Annotated in this window: 21 protein-coding genes; 10 read left to right on the forward strand and 11 right to left on the reverse strand. The window is 55.1% G+C overall.

What is annotated here, in order from left to right; all coding sequences use genetic code 11:
- Nucleotides 1-18: 18 nt before the first annotated feature.
- The 8 genes from nadS to DG357_RS22475 all read right to left on the reverse strand — a co-directional run bounded on the left by nadS (nucleotide 19) and on the right by DG357_RS22475 (nucleotide 4,962).
- Entirely contained in the window at nucleotides 19-309 is a 291-nt protein-coding gene (gene nadS, locus DG357_RS22440; RefSeq protein WP_047366785.1) for a NadS family protein, read from the reverse strand.
- Nucleotides 310-621 (reverse strand): hypothetical protein, encoded by a 312-nt coding sequence (locus DG357_RS22445; RefSeq protein WP_047366784.1) that lies wholly within the window; start codon nucleotides 619-621, stop codon nucleotides 310-312. It abuts the gene before it with no gap.
- 148 nt (nucleotides 622-769) lie between these two features.
- Nucleotides 770-1,711, reverse strand: coding sequence for a fatty acid biosynthesis protein FabY (gene fabY / locus DG357_RS22450; RefSeq protein ID WP_047366783.1), 942 nt, complete (start codon nucleotides 1,709-1,711; stop codon nucleotides 770-772).
- A gap of 44 nt (nucleotides 1,712-1,755) precedes the next feature.
- Complete coding sequence (gene dtd, locus DG357_RS22455) at nucleotides 1,756-2,193, reverse strand: D-aminoacyl-tRNA deacylase (RefSeq protein WP_008501836.1); 438 nt, start codon at nucleotides 2,191-2,193, stop codon at nucleotides 1,756-1,758.
- On the reverse strand, nucleotides 2,190-3,071 hold the full coding sequence (locus DG357_RS22460; protein WP_045260235.1) for a virulence factor BrkB family protein: 882 nt from the start codon (nucleotides 3,069-3,071) through the stop codon (nucleotides 2,190-2,192). Before DG357_RS22460 ends, dtd begins: the two co-directional genes overlap by 4 nt.
- Nucleotides 3,065-3,664 (reverse strand): glucose-1-phosphatase, encoded by a 600-nt coding sequence (gene yihX, locus DG357_RS22465; RefSeq protein ID WP_045260234.1) that lies wholly within the window; start codon nucleotides 3,662-3,664, stop codon nucleotides 3,065-3,067. Before yihX ends, DG357_RS22460 begins: the two co-directional genes overlap by 7 nt.
- 87 nt (nucleotides 3,665-3,751) lie before the next feature.
- A complete protein-coding gene (locus DG357_RS22470; protein WP_028014878.1) occupies nucleotides 3,752-4,222 on the reverse strand; it encodes a hypothetical protein in 471 nt (156 codons plus the stop codon).
- Nucleotides 4,219-4,962, reverse strand: coding sequence for a winged helix-turn-helix domain-containing protein (locus DG357_RS22475; protein WP_048959977.1), 744 nt, complete (start codon nucleotides 4,960-4,962; stop codon nucleotides 4,219-4,221). The genes DG357_RS22470 and DG357_RS22475 overlap by 4 nt, the downstream gene beginning before the upstream one ends.
- A gap of 547 nt (nucleotides 4,963-5,509) precedes the next feature.
- Between DG357_RS22475 and DG357_RS22480 the strand changes: the two genes are divergently transcribed.
- Nucleotides 5,510-6,127, forward strand: coding sequence for a transcriptional regulator (locus DG357_RS22480; RefSeq protein ID WP_088204725.1), 618 nt, complete (start codon nucleotides 5,510-5,512; stop codon nucleotides 6,125-6,127).
- Between the two features lie 71 nt (nucleotides 6,128-6,198).
- On the forward strand, nucleotides 6,199-9,129 hold the full coding sequence (locus tag DG357_RS22485) for an autotransporter outer membrane beta-barrel domain-containing protein (RefSeq protein ID WP_088204724.1): 2,931 nt from the start codon (nucleotides 6,199-6,201) through the stop codon (nucleotides 9,127-9,129).
- A 35-nt stretch (nucleotides 9,130-9,164) separates the two neighbouring features.
- Here DG357_RS22485 and DG357_RS22490 read toward each other — a convergent pair whose 3' ends face one another.
- Both DG357_RS22490 and DG357_RS22495 read right to left on the reverse strand, forming a co-directional pair.
- Nucleotides 9,165-9,959 carry a DeoR/GlpR family DNA-binding transcription regulator gene (locus DG357_RS22490; protein WP_088204723.1) on the reverse strand — a complete coding sequence of 265 codons (795 nt, stop codon included), beginning with the start codon at nucleotides 9,957-9,959 and terminating at the stop codon, nucleotides 9,165-9,167.
- A 34-nt stretch (nucleotides 9,960-9,993) separates the two neighbouring features.
- The gene (locus DG357_RS22495; RefSeq protein WP_088204722.1) at nucleotides 9,994-10,890 is read right to left on the reverse strand and encodes a sugar kinase; all 897 of its coding nucleotides are present in this window, start codon (nucleotides 10,888-10,890) and stop codon (nucleotides 9,994-9,996) included.
- A gap of 155 nt (nucleotides 10,891-11,045) precedes the next feature.
- Between DG357_RS22495 and yihU the strand changes: the two genes are divergently transcribed.
- From yihU to ompL, 7 genes are all read left to right on the forward strand, one after another.
- Nucleotides 11,046-11,936 (forward strand): sulfolactaldehyde 3-reductase, encoded by an 891-nt coding sequence (gene yihU, locus DG357_RS22500; RefSeq protein ID WP_063437451.1) that lies wholly within the window; start codon nucleotides 11,046-11,048, stop codon nucleotides 11,934-11,936.
- Nucleotides 11,937-11,953: 17 nt separating this feature from the next.
- Nucleotides 11,954-12,829: a sulfofructosephosphate aldolase gene (gene yihT, locus DG357_RS22505; protein WP_088204721.1), complete on the forward strand. Its 876-nt coding sequence runs from the start codon at nucleotides 11,954-11,956 to the stop codon at nucleotides 12,827-12,829.
- Between the two features lie 14 nt (nucleotides 12,830-12,843).
- Nucleotides 12,844-14,085, forward strand: coding sequence for a sulfoquinovose isomerase (gene yihS, locus DG357_RS22510; protein WP_088204720.1), 1,242 nt, complete (start codon nucleotides 12,844-12,846; stop codon nucleotides 14,083-14,085).
- 16 nt (nucleotides 14,086-14,101) lie between these two features.
- The gene (locus DG357_RS22515; RefSeq protein ID WP_088204719.1) at nucleotides 14,102-16,126 is read left to right on the forward strand and encodes an alpha-glucosidase; all 2,025 of its coding nucleotides are present in this window, start codon (nucleotides 14,102-14,104) and stop codon (nucleotides 16,124-16,126) included.
- Nucleotides 16,127-16,171: 45 nt separating this feature from the next.
- Nucleotides 16,172-17,554, forward strand: coding sequence for an MFS transporter (locus DG357_RS22520; protein ID WP_022649848.1), 1,383 nt, complete (start codon nucleotides 16,172-16,174; stop codon nucleotides 17,552-17,554).
- A 43-nt stretch (nucleotides 17,555-17,597) separates the two neighbouring features.
- Nucleotides 17,598-19,022 carry an MFS transporter gene (locus DG357_RS22525; protein WP_088204718.1) on the forward strand — a complete coding sequence of 475 codons (1,425 nt, stop codon included), beginning with the start codon at nucleotides 17,598-17,600 and terminating at the stop codon, nucleotides 19,020-19,022.
- Between the two features lie 74 nt (nucleotides 19,023-19,096).
- Nucleotides 19,097-19,783: a porin OmpL gene (gene ompL / locus DG357_RS22530; protein ID WP_045260222.1), complete on the forward strand. Its 687-nt coding sequence runs from the start codon at nucleotides 19,097-19,099 to the stop codon at nucleotides 19,781-19,783.
- A gap of 51 nt (nucleotides 19,784-19,834) precedes the next feature.
- On the opposite strand, the gene typA is transcribed toward ompL, so the two are convergent.
- Complete coding sequence (gene typA, locus DG357_RS22535; protein ID WP_028014891.1) at nucleotides 19,835-21,658, reverse strand: ribosome-dependent GTPase TypA; 1,824 nt, start codon at nucleotides 21,656-21,658, stop codon at nucleotides 19,835-19,837.
- A 378-nt stretch (nucleotides 21,659-22,036) separates the two neighbouring features.
- Here typA and glnA point away from each other — a divergent pair, with 378 nt between their 5' ends.
- Entirely contained in the window at nucleotides 22,037-23,446 is a 1,410-nt protein-coding gene (gene glnA / locus DG357_RS22545) for a glutamate--ammonia ligase (protein WP_008501856.1), read from the forward strand.
- Nucleotides 23,447-23,523 lie beyond the last annotated feature (77 nt).

Genomic DNA, 23,523 nt, shown 5'->3' on the forward strand with positions numbered 1-23,523 from the left:
TCAGTGCAACCGGGCTAATTACTGCGATAGCGCAGGGATGACATGTTGAGGATCGTTAGCAATAGCGCGCAAAAGCGCTTTAGCCGGGCCTGTAGGCGAGCGTCTGCCTTGTTCCCAGTTACGCAATGTATCAACGCTGACAGAGATTAAGGTCGCGAATTTACTCTGCGACAACCCGGATGCCTGACGAATTTCTTTTATTTTCATCGCATCGATTTGAAAGATACGCGACGGCTCGCGTTGGCCCTCGGCAATCTCGTTCATTTGCCCAACGCTTTGGGTTAATCGCTCAAACAGCGCCTTATCCATTTACCACCTCTCTATCATCTTTTTCAGAATAGCTTTCTCCCCCGCAGACAGGTCATCTTTAATCCCTTTGCGATAGATGAGCAGCAGTCTGATTTCAAACTCACACGTACGGTAAAAATAGATAACTCTGACTCCACCACGCTTTCCCTTTCCGCCAGCAAGCCAGCGAATCTTTCGCAAGCCTCCCGTATTCTGGATAACATCGCCGTACTCCGGTTGTGTCGCCAGGAATATCTGGAACCGATGATATTCGTCGTCATCCAGTAACGTTTTGACGTCTTCTGTGAAAATGTCCGTTTCAATGAATAGCATTAAACATACGCCATTGGCTTATAGTAACAAATGTCTAATGTACGTCAATGACGTACCCCTTGCTGATTACGTTAATGGGATACGCCGAATAAAGCGAAGGATACGTCCTGCTACGATGTGTATTTGCGAGCCGCTTTCCAGAAGACCGTTATTCTTCCTCGTTCCCCCCCTCTTCATACGCGCCATACGGCTTCGCAGGAAGAACGATATAGGTGCCTTCAAACACAGCGCCTGGCGTATCATCGCCAAACAGCTCAACCTGCATCTGCACACGTGCTTTACGTCCGCGAGCCAGGCGGTCGAGATCGCCGCCCAAAGCGCCCAGGTCGGCCACCGCGCTCGGCTTGCCGCTGATCGGCGCGCTGTAACGAATATGGGCATCGGCAAGAATAATAGTGCCGCCGAGATGACGCTCGCGCAGCATCAGCCAGATCAGCCCCCAGCCGGTGAGCGTCGCCAGGGAAAACAGGCTGCCGGCAAACAGGGTGTGGTGAGGGTTCTGATTGCCGGTTTCCGGCATGGTGGTAATGAATTTTTGCCCGGTGTACTGCTGAATGCGCACGCCCATCTTTTCACTCAGAGGGATGTGTTCATACCAGGCCTGCTGCAGCTGCCCGCACCAGTCCGCGCGATGAAGAATATCGTCCAGCGTGGCGATGGGTTTGATCATCAAAAAGTGGCGAATCGGCGTGGTTTGCGGAGCGGTGATTTCACCCTGGTTAACAAAACCGAGTTTGGCAAAAAACTCCACGGCATCTTCCCGGGCGCTACAGGTGACGCGCTTAACGCCTTCCTGACGGGCGACGGACTCCAGCGTCATCGCCATTAGCGTCCCCAGCCCTTTATCCTGCACGGAAGGGTGAACCGCCATAAAACGAATCGACGCTTCGTTATCAGCGTTGATATACAGTCGCCCGACGGCGACGAGGTTGCCCTCTTCGTCCATCACCATCTGATGATGGGCCATCGCATCCCAGGCGTCGCGTTCAGATCCTTTTGGCTGATGCAGTGGCTTGCGCAGCATTTCCCAGCGGAACTGGTAATACGCTTCTAACTCTTCTTCCGTTTGCGGTACTCGAAGGTGATACATAGCTGTACTCTCTCTTGTTACCCGCGGCCACGCCGCCAGTTGGCTCATACCTGGAGCCAGAATGTGACGGGGCCATCGTTCACCAGCGAGACCTGCATATCTGCAGCGAATCGTCCGGTTTGCGTATTCATTTCCTGTTGGCGACAACGCTCAACAAAGTATTCGTAAAGTGCTTCTGCACGATCCGGCGCGGCGCCTTTAGAGAAACTCGGGCGCATGCCGCGCTCGGTATCCGCTGCCAGCGTAAACTGGGAAACCACCAGCACGCTGCCGCCCGCCTGCTGGACGTTCAGATTCATCTTGCCTTCCGCATCGCTGAATATGCGGTAGCCCAGCACGCGCTCGCATAAGCGGTTCGCTTTTTGTTCGTCATCATCCTTTTCGACACCTAACAACACCAAAAGTCCTGGGCCAATTTCACCCGTCACCTCTCCCTCCACGGTGACGCTGGCACGGGTTACGCGCTGTATCAATGCAATCATGGTTGGTCTGCTTCTAATTGTTTTTCAGCTTCTGCTGCTTTTTTAAGTTCGCGGTATACGCCGAGAGTGACAGTTATTTCGGCACCAAGCAAGACGATACACCAGGTCCAGTAAACCCAGACAAACAAAATGGGGATCACCGCCAGCACGCCGTAAATCAGCTGATAAGACGGGAACATGGTGATGTAAAGGGCAAACCCTTTTTTACCTAGTTCAAAAAGCACTGCCGCCACCAGCGCCCCAACTACCGCATCACGGTTAGGCACGCGCGTGGTCGGTACAACGCTATAGAGCAGCCAGAACGAGAGCCAGGACAGGATCAGCGGAAAAATACGCAGCACGTTATCAATCACGCTGTTTAAATCACTCGCCCAGCGCAAGGAGAGAAGATACGAACTGATTGCCAGGCTCGCCCCAGCCAGCAACGGCCCCAGCGTTAAAATCATCCAGTAGACGGCAAAGGAATAGACCTTAGGACGGATTTTTTTGCTTCGCCAGATGGTGTTAAGCGCGCTGTCGATAGAGTACATCAGCAGCAGCGCGGTGACGATAAGGCCGCACGCCCCCACCGCCGTCATCTTGCTGGAGTTGGCAACAAACTGCTCGATGTAGTTCTGGATAACATCCCCGGTGGCCGGGATGAAGTTCGCGAAGACGAAATGGCGAAGCTGCAGGCTAACGTCCGCGAACATCGGGAAAGCGGAAAAGAGCGCAAAGATAACCGCCACCAGCGGCACTAATGAGAGCAACGACACGTAGGCGAGGTTACCCGCCAGCGTGGTCATGTTGTCCTCATCAATGCGGTGCCAGAGCAACTTCAGCCAGGCCCTCAGCGGGCGAGTATGATGCGTGGCTTTTTGATGAACGGTTTTTAGCATAACTGCTTCGCAAAGTAGTTTGGTATCGTCTCTTTTCCGGTCACCAGAATTGACGTGATACCCAACTGGTTAGCTCCCTCTATATTATCGGCGTTGTCATCGAAAAAGACCGCATCGGCCGCGGTGAATCCCTCTGCCTGCAAAACAGCCTGATAAATTCGCGCTTCCGGCTTACGCATACCCATCTCTTGCGAAAGATAGATCTTATCTGCCGCCGCCTTAACTTCGGGGTATTCCTCTGGCCAGAAGGTCGTGTGCAGACGGTTGGTGTTAGACAGCACGACCACCCGGTGCCCCTGCTCGCGCAATTTGTGCATAATGTCGATCACTTCCGGACGGATCGCGACAAATACCGCCTGCCAGCCGTGAGAAAATTGTTCATAGCTTAACGAAAGCCCCATCTCCTGGCAGAAGCGTTCAGCAAACTCTTCATCGCTAATCTCGCCGCGTTCATGCTGATGGAAGGTCTCACCCATCGCGAAATCCTGCTTTAACGTCGCCAGCGGCACACGGCTAAAGTCGCTCCAGGCACCCAGCACCCGGTTAAAATCGATATCGACGATTACGTTTCCTAAGTCAAAGATATAAAGCATGTTTATCTCCTTTCGCCGTGGAGAGATAACTGTAGCGGGAATCACGAGATTTGACTATGCGTGCCGTCTAAGGTGTGCGATTGATTTTTACGGCGCGTTTTTACGGCAGTACAGCGAAGGGACGTTTGACGCGGCAAAAAGCCACGCTCCACGGTACTCATCAATCATCAGGCTCAGATCTCTTCCCGGCGTGCGATAAAAACCCGGTAGCGTTGCATTGATATCAGCCTCATCCGCACTATCGGCGAAGGTTTTAACAATACGATCGTTATTTAATACGCGCGCGTTCTGGTGATCGCTGTAGTGGAAATAGATGGTGCGGTTGACTTCAGAAACCACGTGACCAAACAGTTTACCGTTAATGACAGCGGTCCCTTCCCGATGCTGCATTCGCCATGAAACCGTACCTACAAATCGGTTTTTACCAATCGTCCACTCCACATCACCTGTACAGCGTATCGGCGCACTCGAAAAATGCGAATACGCTAACCAGCCGCTGGTAATAGCAGCCCCCAGCAACGCCGCCAGCAAAATAATACGATTCCCGAGTGTCATCATTGCTCATGCGCCCAAAAATAATGCGTGGTACATAACGCTGCCGCGTCATGTCGCGCATCGTTATTACAGACAAACGCCGCGATTCGCTCCGTTTTACTATAGCCGATGAGAAAAACGTATCGGTTTCCGGCACACAGGCTGGGGTAATTTTTTAACAAGCGAAGGTAATGGTCCTGCATATGTTCATTAGGTGCATAAAAGAGTTGGCAGGCGTTGGTCGTGCTGCCCATTGAAAGTGGAATGTAGTGACTAAACGGCATGTTTTGGTGATGTTTATATAATATGACCCCGTTAATAAGCGCGATCAGAAAAAGCGTAGCGGTGGCTATTATTAACCACGCCGGCTTCTTCATCGCGGTGCCCTCGGCTATTGCCGCGTCTTCACTGGCAATTACCGGCTCAGCGGTTGGGGTAAATACTTCAACCTGGGTGGCTTCGGAAAGCGTCAGCCCGCGACGCGAAATCGTTTTTACCGTATCGCGCGGTAACCCCACTTCAGCCAGCGCATTGCGCAATGTCAAAATGGCCTGGTAAAAGGTATTCGGTGTGGTGACATCATTACGCTCACCCCATCCCACCACCATTAACTGATTTTGCGAAATTATTTCGCCAGGATGGGTAACGAGATAAAGAAAGCAGAGATTGGCAGGAAGCTGCAAATGTATCGTGCGCCCGGTAATATGATTCGCCAGGGTTTTGTTTTCCGGGTCATACTCGACCAGCTTGTTAATAAGATACAATTTTACTTTCCTCTGCAATAACAATATTTAACCCCACAAACCCAAAAAACATACGTATATTTAACAACAGTATAGGTCAGAAGGATTAGAGCGCGACACACCCGTACCTAAGATTAGAAACATCGCATTATTTTTCAATTGATTACAAGTCAGTTTTCTTAGGTGAGCCTCAGCTAAAAGGACATAATGAGATTTCATTACACTTCACCAGGTCAAATAATTATATTGAGCCACACGTTGAGAAAAGACTGACGTTCAGGCAGATCGAGGTGACGAATCTTTAGCTATTAGTGCTATTTCGTCAATTTCCTTCCGGGGTTGTTTTTGCCGAATAATCTTAATGGATTGATGAATATTCCTGGGTAAGGTCTGGCAATCAATGTTCTGTCGCTATGTCTGCGGCCTGCAATAATAGAGACAGCCAGGAATTTATTTTCTCTGGCATTATTTCTCATAAATACGACAGAAACGCTGGATATGTTTCAAGATTGACACATTTGAAAGGCAGTGAAATATTGATAATGAAAATAAGACAGGAGTGGACTGGATGATAACATCGTCGCGAAAGGTTGTCCGCTGTATAAGCTGCGAATTGTCCTGTCAGTTATTTCCGGATAACACGGTGCGCTCACAATACTGTGGCAGCGCCTCCTTCGCAGTTTGGCCGGTGGGAAATCATTTCCTGCAACTTGCAGTAGAAAATAAAATATTGTCTGGGAACAAGAATCATTTATTACGCGGATTTATTTTTGTAGATTTTGCGATGTATAACCTGCGCCTGCTTGTCGATCCGCAATGGATTGAACATCTGGCAATGACCAACATGCACATCGTGCTTATCGCGGACCGTAAACTGGAGGCGTTGGCTCACTACTTTTTCGCTCACCACAGTGAAATAAAAGGAATTATTTATTCAGATGACGATGACGCTATATTGCAGGAAAAAATTAACCATCTTTTTTCCGGCAGGCGAGTGAGCAGCAGGCGTGGTAATACCCTGAACACTGTTGAATTCACTTTACTTAACAGACTTATTTCAGGGGTGTGCCTCCGGGAGATAATAAAAACAACCAGCGTTGATGTGAAAAAAATTTACGTTCATAAAATACGATTAGAGAGGAAGTTAGGTACCAGCATTCATAAAATACTCGTTTCTATTTTGTAATTTCAACTTCTTAACATACCCACATTTAATGGTGTGGAGGATGTTTTACGCCTGAAAGAAAGGGGGCAGTTATGCCATATTTATTGAAACATTCACCTGTCGCCGTTGCGATTTCGCTGGCACTATCGTCAGCGCTATTTACCGCGAATGCTGCAGTTATCGATTTTGCTAATTTACCAGCCACCGGAGCAGTAACGGATTTGCCTGCGGAAATACAGGCGCTGATTCCTGCAACGGCAAACGCGAACTTTAGCAAAAATACCAGCAATCCTAACTATGTCTACCAGTACAGCCCGGGCAATATTCCAGTCTACGGGGATGGGATCACTCTCGAAGGGCCGGGGGCGGAAGCCTTTGAGCACTCCTTGACCGTTATTCAGAACTCCACGTCCGGCAGCCCGGGGGTGATATTTGGTGACGACCTGACTATTCGTACCCAGTCAAAAGTGGCTGCCAATAACGGTAAAGATGTCGACGGTATTCGTACCCACGGTATGAACACGCCGAATAACCCGGTGTTTATCATTACCGGCGACCGCACCCACATTTACGTTAATGGCCAAAGCGGCGATGGCATCAATGCCGGGTACAGCTCCTTCAGCCAGGGTTCTCTCGGCTCCGCCAATATTTATGTGGGTGACGATCTCTATATCGAAACCACTGGCAGTACCGGTCGCGGTATTAGCGCCTATGCACTGAATGATGCCTCGAAGGCCAAAAATAACATTGTCGTCGGCGATCGTGCGCATATTGTGACGCGGGGTACCTACGCCGAGGGGATTCGTACCAACCAGAGCGGCTCATCCGTCCGTCTGGGGGATGAGGCCACCATCGAAACGTTTGGCACTTCGGCCTACGGCCTGTATGCGGGTTCTGCCTCCAGAATCGAGCTGGGAAAAAAAGCGACCATTACCACCGACGCAGCCAGTGCCTCCGGCGTGTACTCTACCGGCTCGTCAACCATCACCCTTGATGAAGGCGCGACCATCACCACCAACGGTGCCAGCGCGCATGGCATCTACGCTTACACAGCAGCGGTAAATGTGGGAGATAACGTCACCATTGCGGTCAACAGCAGCGAGAAAACCAGCAGCTCCGCCCAGGCACCGCACGGGATGTATGCCTGGTCACGCGGCGTGATAACGCTCGACGGTGGGGCAACCATTACCACCGCAGGCCAGCGCGACCAGGGTAGCTATGCCCTGAACGCCAGCAATGGCGGAATTATTGATGCCTCTGCAGGCGGAAAATTCCTCCTTAACGGCGATATCCTCGCCGCAGGTGGCGTCGCGGCCAACAGTACCCTTCCGGCACAAAACAGTACCATTATGCTGACAATGGGTAACAGCTCGCTGTGGAACGGAGCATCGTACATAGAAAGCAACGCTGCCGGGACCGGTACTCTCGCGCTTACGATGAATGATGCCGTCTGGAATATGCGCGACAGCTCAACGCTGACCAGCCTGACCCTGAACGCGGGCGGCACGATAAATTTCCAGCATGCTGAGGACGCGGCCTGGCAAACCCTGACCATCAACGAGGATTACACAGGCAACGGCGGCAAGCTGGTTTTCAATACCGTGCTGTCTGACGATACCTCTGAAACTGACAGGCTGATTGTTGAAGGAAACACATCCGGTCGTACCGCGGTTGACGTAAACAACATTGGTGGTGCAGGCGCACAAACCGTTGAAGGGATTGAAATAGTCAGCGTTGGCGGCAACTCGGAGGGAACGTTTGAGAAGGCCAGCCGTATCGTAGCCGGGGGTTATGACTATAACGTTGTGCAGAAAGGTAAGAACTGGTTTCTGACCAGCCTGGCTGAACCCGTTGACCCACCGATCGACCCGGTAGATCCTCCTGTTGACCCGGTAGACCCACCGGTCGACCCCGTCGACCCGCCTGTTGACCCGGTGGATCCACCTGTTGACCCTGTCGACCCGCCTGTCGTCCCGGTAGATCCGCCCGTCGACCCGGTGATTCCGCCGCAAGAACCGGTACCGCCACCTGCGCCGCCGAAAAGCGAGCATCAGTATCGCCCAGAATTTGGCAGCTATCAGGCAAACAGCTATGCGGCAAATACGCTGTTTATGACCCGCCTGCACGATCGTCTGGGTGAAACGCAGTACACCGACATGCTCACCGGCGAGCAAAAAGTGACGAGCCTTTGGATGCGTAACGTCGGCGGGCATGCGCGTTTCAACGACGGCAGCGGCCAGCTAAAAACGACAGCCAACCGTTACGTGCTGCAGTTGGGTGGCGATATCGCCCAATGGAGCACAGATGGCCTGGACCGCTGGCATCTTGGCCTGATGGCGGGCTACGGTAACAGCCAGAGCCGGAGCGCTTCCAGCCTGACCGGATACCACTCACGTGGCGAAGTGAATGGCTATAGCGTAGGTCTGTACGGTACCTGGTACGCAAACGAAGCCGATAAAAGCGGCACCTACGTTGATAGCTGGGTGCTGTATAACTGGTTTGACAATAAGGTGATGGGGCAGGACCAGGCGACCGAGCGTTATCGCTCCAGCGGTATAACCGCCTCTGTCGAAGCGGGCTATAGCGTTAAGGTGGGTGAAAGCGGCCGCAACAGCTACTGGATCCAGCCGAAGGCGCAGGCCGTTTGGATGGACGTGCAGGCTGACGACCATCGCGAGCGTAACGGCACGCGGGTGAAAGACGAAACCCAGGGCAACCTGATGACGCGTCTCGGCGTGAAGGCCTATATCAGCGGACATAACGCGATGGATGACGCTAAATCACGCACCTTCCAGCCGTTTATTGAAGCGAACTGGATCCACAATACCCAGACCACGCGCATCCGCATGGATGACGTCAGCAATGAGATGCGCGGTACGCGCAATATTGGTGAGTTAAAGACGGGCGTAGAGGGGCAGATTACCCCGCAGCTTAGCGTCTGGGGCAATGTGGCACAGCAGATTGGCGATAAAGGCTACAGCGATACGCAGGGAATGCTGGGAATAAAATACAGCTTCAAATAACAAAAAAGCCGCTGAGAAATCAGCGGCTTTTTGCTTCAGGCGATATCATCGCTGGTACAGGACAGCACCGTTTCAACCTTACTGGATTTCAGATGATTTTGCAGCGCCGAGCCGGGCATCTCATCGGTGAAAAGAGCCGTTGTCTGCGCCACGTTGCCAATTTCCACCGCGGCGGATGCGTTAAATTTCGTATGATCGGCCGCCAGCAAAATGTGGCGAGAGTGGGCCATCATGGTTTTCACCACGCTGGCTTCATTCACGTCAAACTCCATCATCGCGCCGTCGTGCTCAATCGCCCCGACGCTGGTCACGAGATAGTCCGCCCGAAAACCAGACACAAACGCCGTCGCCGCAGGCCCGATAATGCCGCCGTTGTGCGGGCGCAGCGTGCCGCCCGGCACCATCACTTCAAAGCGCGGGTTCTTATACAGAATATGCGCCACCCGCAGGCTGTTGGTGATGATGCGCAGATGATTATGGTTAAGCAGCGCCCGGGCAACGTGCTCTACGGTCGTGCCGATGGTGATGAAAATAGTTGAGCCGTCGGGAATATAGTCCGCAATCGCCTCGGCAATCGCCCGCTTCTCTTCGGTAAGCGACACTTCGCGCTGTTCGAACGCCGTGTTCACCACGCTGGATGCCCTGCCCGCGCCGCCGTGATGACGCGTGATCAGCCCCTGCTCGCTGAGCTTACGGATATCCCGGCGCACCGTTTGCGTCGACACGTCCAGCAGCTGCGCCAGTTCATCAATGTTCATATAGCCGCGATCGGCAATCAGCGTCAGCAGCTGATCGTGACGCGGGTTGCCGGTCAGTTCGGTAAGGCTCATGGGCTGTCCTCTGAAAACCATCACGCTCCGCATTTTATACAAAAAGTGACAAAAAAGAGCGGGTTTGATCACAGTCGGGTATACCCGCGCGCCCGCCGGGCTTTGTGCATTTCAGGGCTGCGACGGCGCTGGCAAAACGCACGGCGTCTGCGGCGGTGGATTGCTGCCCCAGGCTGAACGCCAGCGCGCCGTGGAAAACGTCGCCCGCGCCGGTGGTATCCACCACGTTCACCTCAAAGCCGGATTGATGACACAAGGCGCCGTTTTCCAGCCAGTAGCAGCCGTCTCGCCCCTGAGTGACATATACATGTCCATTTGTGAGCGTTTGTGCTTTTTTAAGGGCATCTTCTGCTTTATCCAACTGAGTTAGTCGCCGCAGGCCCGGCGCGGAGAAGGCCGCGTGGTCGCTTAAGGCTATCAGTTCCGCGATGTCCTGCGGGGTAACGTCAGCATCAAGCAAAGTAGGAACGCCCTGCTGACGGGCCAGGGTAAACGCCTGTTTTGCCCCGTCATGCCAGCGCACGTCTGCTAACACGATATCCCATTGCGAGAAGTCGATTTCATGCAGCCAGTCTGCCTCGGCGGGCAGATCGGGGCTGGGGTAGTTGGCAATCACTCGTTCTCCGCCTGCGTCCACCAGCACCGCGGATTGTGACGAGCGGGCACCTTTAAACACGCGTGTATAGCGGGTGTTCACCCCCAGGGATTCCAGCTCCGCCAGCAGCCGTCTGCCGGTATCGTCGTCCCCCACCCGGCCAATAAAATCCACTTCCGCACCCAGTTTTGCCGCGGCCACCGCCGCCGTGGCCGCCGGGCCGCCCCCCACTTCCGTATAGTCCTTTGCGACATATTTCCCACCTTCCTTAGGTAAATCATCGAGATACCAGATGCGATCCAGCACGGTAATGCCGACACAAACGATGCGAGTCATGGTGATTCCTTCTGCGATTTCTGATGCCTTCATTTTAATTTCACCAAATGTTTAAAAAGTGACCCGTGTCAATTTTTTGACTATAAATTACAAATACGATCAAAAACAGACAACACAAACGCGCAGAAATTGACACGATGTGACAGGAGAGAGGAATGTCAGCAATCGCATTTATCGGTTTAGGGCAGATGGGCGCGCCAATGGCGAAGAATCTGTTAAAGCAAGGCCACCAGCTTAACGTGTTTGACGTGAACCCGCAGGCGGTTCAGGCGCTGGTGGAGAGCGGCGCACGGGCGGCGGCTACGCCCGCTCAGGCCGCAACGGATGCCGAATTCGTCATCACCATGCTGCCAAACGGCGACCTGGTGCGCAGCGTGCTGTTCGGCGAGCACGGCGTGTGCGAAGGGTTATCCCGCGACGCGCAGGTGATTGATATGTCCACCATCCACCCGCTGCAAACCGACGCGCTGATCCGCGACATGGCTGAGCGCGGCTTCAGCCTGATGGACGTGCCCGTGGGACGCACGTCTGACCATGCCATCGCCGGCACGCTGCTTCTGCTGGCGGGCGGCACCGCGCAGCAGGTGGAACGCGCCACCCCCGTCTTAATGGCGATGGGCAATGAGCTGATTAACGCCGGCGGGCCGGGCATGGGCATCCGCGTAAAGCTTATCAATAACTTCATGAGCATCGCCCTGAACGCCCTCTCGGCGGAGGCGGCCGTGCTGTGTGAAGCGCTTGGCCTCTCCTTTGACGTGGCGCTGAAGGTGATGAGCGGCACGCCGGCGGGTAAAGGCCACTTCACCACCTCATGGCCGAACAAGGTGCTGAAAGGCGATCTTTCACCCGCCTTCATGATCGACCTTGCGCATAAAGATCTGGGGATCGCCCTGGACGTGGCTAACCAGCTCCACGTTCCGATGCCGCTGGGCGCGGCGTCCCGCGAAGTTTACAACCAGGCTCGCGCCGCCGGGCGCGGGCGCGAAGACTGGACGGCCATTCTTGAACAGGTTCGCGCATCTGCCGGGCTGAAAAAATCACACTGATACGAAAGGACTGAGGAATGACGATGTACACCCTGAAAGATATCACCCGACCTTCCGGCGGTTTTGCAATGCTGGCCGTGGATCAGCGCGAAGCGATGCGCCTGATGTTTGCCGCCGCAGGCGCGCCGGTGCCGGTAACCGACCAGCACCTGACGGATTTTAAGGTCAACGCGGCGAAGATTCTGTCGCCGTACGCCTCTGCCATTCTCGTCGACCAGCAGTTCTGCTATCGCCAGATTGTGGAGCAGCAGGCCGTAGCCAACAGCTGCGCGATGATTGTGGCGGCCGACGAGTTTATTCCGGGGAACGGTATTCCGGTCGACAGCGTGGTGATCGACAAAAGCATCGACGCGCAGGTGGTCAAACGCGACGGCGGCAAGGCGCTCAAGCTGCTGGTGCTGTGGCGTAGCGATGAAGATCCGCAGCAGCGCCTGGAGATGGTTAAAGCATTCAATACGCTGTGCCACGACAACGGGCTGCTGAGCATTATCGAGCCGGTGGTGCGTCCGCCGCGTCGCGGAGCCGAATTTAACCGCGAACAGGCGATTATCGATGCGGCTAAAGAGCTGGGCGACAGCGGTGCCGACCTCTACAAGGTGGAGATGCCGCTGTTTGGTAAGGGCACCCAGCAGGAACTGCTGACGGCCTCGCAGAAGCTGAACGAGAACATCGCTATGCCGTGGGTGATCCTCTCCTCCGGCGTGGACGATAAGCTGTTCCCGCGCGCCGTGAGCGTGGCGATGCAGGCTGGGGCATCGGGCTTTTTAGCCGGTCGCGCCGTCTGGTCCTCGGTGATTGGCCTGCCGGATACCGAGCTGATGCTGCGTGATATTTCCGTACCAAAACTTCAGCGTCTGGGTGAGATTGTCGACGAAATGATGGCTCGCCGTTAAGAAAGGACCCGAACATGAAATGGTTTAACACCCTGAGCCACAACCGCTGGCTCGAACAAGAGACCGACCGCATTCTTGATTTCGGCAAAAACGCCGCCGTGCCGACCGGCTTTGGCTGGCTGGGCAATAACGGGCAGGTTCGCAGCGATATGGGCACCCATCTTTGGATCACCGCCCGCATGCTGCACGTATACGCGGTGGCGGCGAACATGGGCCGTCCCGGCGCGTATGCTCTGGTTGAACACGGCATTAATGTCCTCAACGGTCCGCTGCGCGACAAGCAGCACGGCGGCTGGTACGCCTGCGTAAACGATGAGGGCGTCATTGACGCCTCCAAGCAGGGCTATCAGCACTTCTTCGTCCTGCTGGGTGCAGCGAGCGCCGTCACCACCGGACACCCGCAGGCGCGGAGGCTGCTGGACGATGCCATCGAGGTGATTGAGCGCTACTTCTGGAGCGAACAGGAGCAAATGTGCCTCGAGTCCTGGGATGAAGCCTTCAGCAAAACGGAAGATTACCGCGGCGGTAACGCCAACATGCACGCCGTGGAAGCCTTCCTGATTGTCTATGACGTAACCCATGACCGTAAGTGGCTCGACCGCGCCCTGCGCATCGCCTCGGTGATTATTCACGACGTGGCGCGCAAAGGTGAGTATCGCGTTAACGAGCATTTCGACACCGACTGGAACCCGATCCGCGATTACAACATCGATAACCCTGCTCACCGCTTCCGCGCCTACGGCGGCACGCCGGGACACTGGATTGAGTGGGGCCGCCTGATGCTGCATCTGCGCGCCGCGCTGGAAGCGCGCTTTGAAACCCCGCCGGAGTGGCTGCTGGAAGATGCAAAAGGCCTGTTCCACGCCACCATCCGCGACGCCTGGGCACCCGACGGCGCCGACGGGTTTGTCTACTCCGTGGGCTGGGACGGCAAGCCTATCGTGCGGGAACGCGTGCGCTGGCCAATCGTCGAGGCGATGGGCACGGCCTATGCCCTCTATACCGTGACCGGCGAGGCGCAGTACGAAGCCTGGTATCAGAAGTGGTGGGATTACTGCATCAAGTACCTGATGGATTACGAAAACGGTTCCTGGTGGCAGGAGCTGGACACCAATAACGAAGTGACCACCAAAGTCTGGGACGGCAAGCAGGATATTTACCATCTGCTGCACTGCCTGGTGATCCCCCGCCTGCCGCTGGCGCCGGGCTTAGCGCCTGCCGTCGCCGCCGGATTGCTGGACAGCCAGGCCAAATAATAAAGACGGAGTTTTTATGCGTACCCTACACAATATTGACCTGAAAAATAACGAACGTGGCTTCACCCTGCGCTGGCAGGATCGCTTGATTTTGTCCCACTCTGAAGAAGCGCCTTGCCTGTGGATCGGCGCAGGCGAGGCCGATATCGAGATGTTTCGCGGCAACTTCAGCATTAAAGACAAGCTCAACGAAAAGATTGCCCTGACGAACGCGACCGTCACGCAGCAAAGCGTGGGCTGGGCCATCCGCTTTACCCGCGGCGATGCGGTAAGCGCGACGCTGCTGGTGGGCGTGGATGCGGAAGGCCGTCTGGAGCTGAAGCTGAAAAATGATGCTCCCGGCCACAACCGCATCTGGCTGCGGCTGGCGGCGCAGCCGGAAGATCATATCTACGGCTGCGGCGAGCAGTTCTCGTATTTCGATCTGCGCGGCAAGCCGTTCCCGCTGTGGACCAGCGAGCAGGGCGTGGGCCGCAACAAGCAGACCTACGTCACCTGGCAGGCCGACTGCAAAGAGAACGCGGGCGGCGATTACTACTGGACCTTCTTCCCGCAGCCTACCTTCGTGAGCACCCAGAAGTACTACTGCCACGTGGATAACAGCTGCTACATGAACTTTGACTTCAGCGCCCCGGATTTCCACGAGCTGGCGTTCTGGGAAGATAACGCCACGCTGCGCTTCGAATGTGCGGAAACGTACGTCGATCTGCTGGAAAAACTGACCGGCCTGCTGGGACGTCAGCCGGAGCTGCCGGACTGGGTTTACGACGGCGTGACGCTGGGCATCCAGGGCGGCACCGAGGTGTGCCAGCAGAAGCTCGACGCCATGCGCGAGGGCGGCGTGAAGGTGAACGGCATCTGGGCGCAGGACTGGTCCGGCATCCGCATGACCTCCTTCGGCAAACGCGTGATGTGGAACTGGAAGTGGAACAGCGCGCTCTATCCGAAGCTTGATGAGCGGATCGGGCAGTGGAAGCAGGAAGGCGTACAGTTCCTCTCCTATATCAACCCGTACGTGGCCAGCGATAAAGATCTCTGTGAAGAGGCGGCGAAACGCGGCTATCTGACCAAAAACGCCGACGGAGAGGACTACCACGTTGAGTTCGGCGAGTTCTACGCGGGCGTTATCGACCTGACCAACCCGGAAGCCTACGGCTGGTACAAAGAGGTCATTAAAAAGAACCTGATCGAACTGGGCTGCGGCGGCTGGATGGCCGATTTCGGGGAATATCTGCCGACCGATACCTTCCTGCACAACGGCGTGAGCGCGGAGATCATGCATAACGCCTGGCCTGCCCTGTGGGCGAAATGTAACTACGAGGCGCTCCAGGAGACCGGCAAGCTCGGGGAGATCCTGTTCTTCATGCGCGCGGGCTACACCGGCAGCCAGAAGCACTCGGTGATGATGTGGGCGGGGGATCAGAACGTTGACTGGAGCCTGGACGACGGTCTGGCGTCCGTCATCCCTGCGGCGCTGTCGCTGGCGATGACCGGGCACGGCCTGCACCACAGCGACATCGGCGGCTATACCACCCTGTTCGAGATGAAGCGCAGCAAGGAGCTGCTGCTGCGCTGGTGCGACTTCAGCGCCTTTACGCCGATGATGCGTACCCACGAGGGCAACCGCCCTGGCGACAACTGGCAGTTCGACGGCGATGCGGAAACCATCGCGCACTTCGCGCGCATGACCACCGTCTTCACCACCCTGAAGCCGTACATCAAAGCTGCGGTTGCGCAGAACGCGAAAAGCGGCCTGCCGGTGATGCGTCCGCTGTTCCTGCACTACGAGGACGACGCGCGCGCCTACACGCTGAAATACCAGTACCTGTTTGGCCGCGATCTGCTGGTGGCACCGGTTCATGAAGAGGGCCGCCGGGACTGGTCGCTCTATCTGCCACAGGACAGCTGGGTCAATGCGTGGACCGGGGAAACCTGCCAGGGCGGTGACGTGACCGTTGATGCCCCGATCGGCAAGCCGCCGGTCTTCTATCGCCAGCACAGCGAATGGGCAGATCTGTTTAGCACCTTACGTGATATCTGATAAGGCTCGCCCGCAGGGAAACCTGCGGGCAGACGGAGAACAATAATGAGTCAACATACTTCCGATCCGGCAACCCTACGCCTGCCGTTTAAAGAAAAACTCGCCTACGGGATGGGCGATCTCGGCTCTAACATCCTGCTGGATATCGGCACGCTCTATTTGCTGAAGTTTTACACCGACGTGCTGGGGCTGCCCGGCACCTACGGCGGGATTATCTTCCTGATTGCGAAGTTTTTTACCGCCTTCACCGATATGGGCACCGGGATCATGCTCGACTCCCGGCGCAAGATCGGCCCGAAAGGGAAATTCCGCCCGTTCGTGCTGTATGCCGCCTTCCCGGTGACCTTACTGGCGATTGCCAACTTCGTCGGTACGCCATTTGAGATGACCGGCAAAACGGTGATGGCGACGGTGCTGTTCATGCTGTACGGCCTGTTCTTCAGCATGATGAACTGCTCCTACGGCGCGATGGTGCCCGCCATCACCAAAAACCCGGACGAGCGCGCCTCGCTGGCGGCCTGGCGTCAGGGCGGCGCCACGCTCGGCCTGCTGCTCTGTACAGTGGGCTTTGTCCCGGTGATGAACCTGATTGAGGGTAACGACCAGCTTGGCTACATCTTTGCCGCCACCCTCTTCTCGCTGTTCGGGCTGTTCTTTATGTGGTGGTGCTATAAGGGCGTTACCGAGCGTTACGTCGAGACGCAGCCTGCTAACCCGGCGCAAAAGCCGGGGCTGCTGCAGTCGTTTCGCGCTATTGCCGGGAACCGTCCGCTGTTTATCCTGTGTATCGCGAACCTGTGCACGCTGGGCGCGTTTAACGTTAAGCTCGCCATTCAGGTCTACTACACGCAGTACGTGCTGAACGACCCGATCCTGCTGTCGTACATGGGCTTCTTCAGCATGGGCTGTATTTTTATCGGCGTCTTTATGATGCCCGGCGCGGTGCGGCGCTTCGGCAAGAAAAAGGTCTATATCAGCGGGCTGGCAATTTGGGTGGCGGGCGATCTGCTCAACTACTTCTTCGGCGGCGGCTCGGTGAGCTTTGTGGCGTTTTCCTGCCTGGCGTTCTTCGGCTCCGCGTTCGTGAACAGTCTGAACTGGGCGCTGGTGTCCGATACCGTGGAATACGGCGAGTGGCGCACCGGCGTGCGCTCCGAAGGGACGGTCTACACCGGCTTTACCTTCTTCAGGAAGGTATCCCAGGCGCTGGCCGGCTTCTTCCCGGGGATCATGCTCACCCAGATCGGCTACGTACCGAACGTGGTGCAGTCCGCCGGGACGGTTGAAGGGCTGCGGCAGCTGATATTTATCTACCCGAGCCTGCTGGCGGTCATCACCATCGTGGCGATGGGCTGCTTCTACAACCTCAACGAGAAGATGTATGTGCGCATCGTGGAAGAGATCGAACTGCGCAAACGTACGGCCTAAATGACGTGATAGAGCGCCCTGCGGGGCGCTCTGAGGATCGACCATGACATACAATACTGATCCGTTAACCCTGAAATTGAGCCTGCGAGAGAAGTGCGCCTACGGGATGGGCGATTTTGGCTCGAACCTGATGCTCTGTATTGGCACGCTGTACCTGCTGAAGTTTTACACCGATGAACTGGGGATGCCCGCGTTCTACGGAGGCATTATTTTCCTGGTGGCGAAGTTTTTTACCGCGTTCACCGACATGCTGACCGGCGTGCTGCTGGATTCCCGGCGTAACATTGGCCCGAGGGGGAAGTTCCGGCCATTCATACTTTACGCCTCCGTCCCGGTGGCGCTGGTCGCGACGGCGCAGTTTATGGCCAACGACTTTAGCCTGACGGTCAAAACGGCGCTCGCCACCGTGCTCTTCATGATGTTTGGGCTCTGCTACAGCCTGATGAACTGTGCCTACGGTGCGATGGTCCCTGCCATCACCAAAAACCCGAACGAGCGCGCGCAGCTGGCGGCGTGGCGACAGGGCGGCGCCACGGTGGGGCTGTTGCTCTGCACCGTCGGCTTTATGCCCATTCAGGCGCTGTTCGTCCACCAGCCCTCCCTCGGCTATCTGGTGGCTGCGCTGGTGTTCGTCACCGGCGGCCTGTTCTGCATGTGGTGGTGCTACAGCGGGGTGAAAGAGCGCTATGTCGAGATAACGCCCGATCACCATAAGCCCGGCATTCTGAAATCGTTCTGCGCGATTTTTCGCAATCCGCCGCTGCTGGTGCTGTGCATTGCCAACCTGTGTACTCTCGCCGCGTTCAACATCAAGCTGGCGATTCAGGTCTATTACACCCAGTACGTGCTGAACGATCTGCATCTGCTGTCGTGGATGGGCTTTTTCAGCATGGGCTGCATTCTGATTGGCGTGTTTCTGGTGCCCGGCGCGGTGAAGCGCTTTGGCAAGAAGCCCGTCTATCTGGGCGGGCTGGCGCTGTGGGCGGTGGGCGACGTGCTGAACTTCTTCTGGGGAACCAGCTCCCTGCTGTTTGTTCTCTTTTCCTGCATGGCCTTTTTCGGCACCGCGTTTGTGAACAGCCTGAACTGGGCGCTGGTGCCGGATACCGTTGATTACGGCGAGTGGAAAACCGGCATTCGCGCCGAGGGATCGGTTTACACCGGCTACACCTTCTCGCGCAAAATCTCCGCCGCTCTCGCCGGCTTCCTGCCCGGCATCATGCTGACCCAGATCGGTTACGTTCCTCATGCCGTGCAGAGCGCGGGCACGCTGCTGGGTTTGCGTCAGCTTATTTTCCTCTGGCCGTGCGCCCTGGCAATCGTCGCCGCCGTGACCATGGGGCTGTTTTATAAACTCAACGAAGCGCGCTTCGCCTTTATTATCGAGGAGATTGGAAAACGGAAAAAACAGTCAGCGAATACCCCTGAGATAACACCCAACAATAAAGCGTCAGCAGTCACTTTATAACAATAAATTCGGCCCGTATTTCCTTCCTGTTCATCAGGAGGGAGGCCTTTCTGTACCTGATACATGGACAAATTATGAAAAGAATCATCACTGTACTGATCGTGTCGTCTGTGTCCTGCCCGGTATTCGCCGGGGCCTATGTCGAAACCCGTGAAGCCTACAATACGGCCTCTGAGCTGCACGAAGTGATCCTGCGTGCTGGCTATAACTTCGATATGGGCGCGGGGTTGATGTTCACCAACGCCTACAACGTGGGGAGGTGGGATGAGCTCAAGCACAGCTATAACGAAATAGAGGGGTGGTATCCGCTCTTTAAACCGACCGACAAACTCACCTTCCAGCCGGGCGGGTTGATCAACGACAGCAGCGCCGGTTCGGGTGGCGCGGTTTATTTAGATACCAACTATAAATTCACGGACGGGTTTAATCTGACGTTCCGCTATCGCTATAACCATAACAATTACGATACGCCGGACTATAACGGGCAGATGGATAAGAACGACACGCACGAATTTGCCAACTACTGGAATTTCAAGGTGACGGATGCGTTTTTCTACACCTTTGAGCCGCATTTTTTCCAGCGGATAAATGATTACCACAGCAAAAATGGCAAAGACCATCACTGGGAAATTACCAACAAGTTCAGCTATAAGATCGACAGAAACTGGCTGCCGTATCTTGAGCTGCAGTGGCTGGACAGATGGAATGATTACAACCGCGAGCAGTACAGGATCCGCCTGGGGTTACGTTATTCGTTCTAATAAAAAAGCCGCTGATTTCTCAGCGGCTTTTTTTACTACGGATTGACCGTATTAGTCTTCTTTCGCACCGCGCATAGCACGTTTACGATCGTTCTCGGTCAGGTGACGTTTACGGATACGAATTGACTGTGGAGTCACTTCTACCAGTTCGTCATCATCAATGAACTCCAGAGCTTGCTCCAGGGTCATCTTGATCGGTGGAACCAGAACCGTTGCTTCGTCAGTACCGGACGCACGCATGTTGGTCAGCTTCTTACCGGTCAGGCAGTTTACCGTCAGGTCGTTAGAACGGCTGTGAATACCGATGATCTGGCCTTCGTAAACTTCAGCACCGTGACCCAGGAACAGCTTACCGCGATCCTGCAGACCGAACAGCGCAAACGCAACCGCTTTACCCTGACCGTTGGAGATCAGTACGCCGTTGTTACGCTGGCCCACTTCGCCCGGACGAACGTCGTCGTAGTGGCTGAAGGTGGAGTACAGCAGGCCGGTACCGGAGGTCATGGTCATGAACTCAGAACGGAAGCCGATCAGGCCACGGCTTGGGATCACGTAGTCGAGACGTACGCGGCCTTTGCCGTCTGGATTCATGTTTTTCAGGTCGCCTTTACGCTCGCCCAGCGCCTGCATCACAGAACCCTGGTGCTGCTCTTCTACGTCCAGCGTTACGTTTTCGAACGGCTCTTGTTTACGGCCATCGATTTCGCGGAAGATTACTTTCGGACGGGAAACCGCCATCTCGAAACCTTCACGACGCATGTTTTCGATCAGAACAGACAGGTGCAGCTCACCACGACCGGAAACGCGGAATGCATCAGCGTCTTCGGTTTCTTCAACGCGCAGCGCAACGTTGTGCACCAGCTCTTTGTTCAGACGGTCAAGGATCTGACGAGAGGTAACGAACTTACCTTCTTTACCACAGAACGGAGAGGTGTTGACGTTGAAGAACATGGATACGGTTGGTTCATCAACGGACAGGGCTGGCAGCGCTTCGACGTTCTGCGGATCGCAGATGGTGTCGGAGATGTTCAGCTCACCCAGACCGGTGATCGCGATGATGTCGCCCGCTTCAGCGATGTCGCTCTCGATACGCTCAAGACCCAGGTGAGTCAGGACTTTACCGACTTTACCGTTACGGGTTTTGCCTTCGCTATCGATGATAGTGACCTGCTGGTTAGGCTTCACTTTGCCGCGCTTGATACGGCCAATGCCGATTACGCCAACGTAGTTGTTGTAGTCGAGCTGGGAGATCTGCATCTGCAGGGTGCCTTCCAGGTCAACGTTTGGCGCAGGCACACGGTCAACAATCGCCTGATACAGCGGGGTCATGTCTTCAGCCATGTCTTCGTGGTCCAGACCTGCGATACCGTTCAACGCAGAGGCGTAAACGATAGGGAAGTCCAGCTGCTCGTCGGTCGCGTCGAGGTTAACGAACAGGTCGAAGACCTGGTCAACAACCCAGTCAGGACGCGCGCCAGGGCGGTCAACTTTGTTGATAACAACGATTGGCTTCAGACCATGGGCAAAAGCTTTTTTGGTCACGAAGCGCGTCTGTGGCATTGGGCCATCCATTGCGTCAACGACCAGCAGAACGGAGTCTACCATGGACATTACACGTTCAACTTCACCACCGAAGTCGGCGTGCCCTGGGGTATCAACGATGTTGATACGGTAGTCATTCCATTTAATCGCGGTGTTTTTCGCGAGGATGGTAATCCCACGCTCTTTCTCCAAATCGTTGGAGTCCATCACGCGTTCTTGGGTTTCGGCACGCGCATCAAACGTACCGGATTGCTGCAGCAGCTTATCAACCAGGGTAGTTTTACCATGGTCAACGTGCGCGATGATGGCGATGTTACGCAAATTTTCGATCACAACTTTGCCTCAGGCATTTAGAAATAGCGCGTTATTGTACACGGATTAATCGCACTACAAAACAGGATCACAAACATCCCCCGCAAACAAGTATTGCAGAGATGCTTTGTGATCGCTTTCACGGAGCGGTAAAAGGGCACTTTAACGTAAATTGCACCAATATGGTGCTTAATGTTCACATTGAAGCACTATACTGGTGCAACAAATCCATCATGGTGCAGCCCTTTTGCACTATGGTGCGCATGATAACGCCTTTTTGGGGTGTTTTAAAAGTTGGCACAGATTTCGCTTTATAAAAAATACATGGCAACAGCCAGTACCAACAGAAATTGAAGACCTCGTTACCACGACGACAATGACCAATCTGGAGAGTTAAGTATGTCCGCTGAACACGTTTTGACGATGCTGAACGAACATGAAGTGAAGTTTGTTGATCTGCGCTTCACCGATACCAAAGGTAAAGAACAGCACGTCACAATCCCTGCTCATCAGGTGAACGCCGAATTCTTTGAAGAAGGCAAAATGTTTGACGGCTCCTCCATTGGTGGCTGGAAAGGCATTAACGAATCCGACATGGTTCTGATGCCAGACGCAACCACTGCGGTCATTGATCCGTTCTTCGAAGAACCAACCCTGATCATCCGCTGCGACATCCTCGAGCCCGGCACGCTGCAGGGCTACGACCGCGACCCACGTTCTATCGCAAAACGCGCTGAAGAGTACCTGCGTTCTACCGGCATCGCGGACACCGTTCTGTTCGGGCCAGAGCCAGAGTTCTTCCTGTTCGACGACATCCGCTTCGGTGCCTCTATTTCTGGCTCCCACGTGGCTATCGACGACATCGAAGGCGCATGGAACTCTTCCACCAAATACGAAGGTGGTAACAAAGGTCACCGTCCTGGTGTGAAAGGCGGTTACTTCCCGGTTCCTCCGGTCGACTCTGCGCAGGACATTCGTTCCACCATGTGTCTGGTGATGGAAGAGATGGGCCTGGTTGTTGAAGCGCACCACCACGAAGTGGCGACTGCGGGTCAGAACGAAGTGGCAACCCGCTTCAACACCATGACCAAAAAAGCGGACGAAATTCAGATCTACAAATACGTTGTGCACAACGTTGCGCACCGTTTCGGTAAAACCGCGACCTTCATGCCAAAACCAATGTTTGGCGACAACGGTTCCGGTATGCACTGCCACATGTCTCTGTCCAAGAACGGTACCAACCTGTTCTCTGGCGACAAATATGCCGGTCTGTCCGAGCAGGCGCTGTATTACATCGGTGGTGTTATCAAACACGCTAAAGCGATCAACGCCCTGGCGAACCCAACCACTAACTCCTACAAGCGTCTGGTCCCGGGCTACGAAGCGCCAGTTATGCTGGCCTACTCTGCGCGTAACCGTTCTGCTTCCATCCGTATCCCGGTGGTGGCGTCGCCAAAAGCGCGTCGTATCGAAGTGCGCTTCCCGGACCCAGCGGCTAACCCATACCTGTGCTTCGCTGCGCTGCTGATGGCCGGTCTGGACGGTATCAAGAACAAGATCCACCCAGGCGAAGCGATGGACAAAAACCTGTACGACCTGCCGCCAGAAGAAGCGAAAGAGATCCCACAGGTTGCTGGCTCTCTGGAAGAAGCCCTGCAGGCGCTGGATGCAGACCGCGAGTTCCTGACTGCGGGTGGCGTATTCACTGACGACGCTATCGATGCTTACATCGCCCTGCGTACTGAAGAGAACGACCGCGTGCGTATGACTCCGCATCCGGTTGAGTTCGAACTGTACTACAGCGTTTAATTTAGTTGTTTTACCCGGCGTCAAAAGCGCCGGGGGTAGTTGCCGTGGAAACTTTTAGCCCATCTCCGGATGGGCTT

Origin of the sequence: Enterobacter bugandensis, from assembly GCF_900324475.1 — a bacterium.
GTDB lineage: Bacteria > Pseudomonadota > Gammaproteobacteria > Enterobacterales > Enterobacteriaceae > Enterobacter > Enterobacter bugandensis.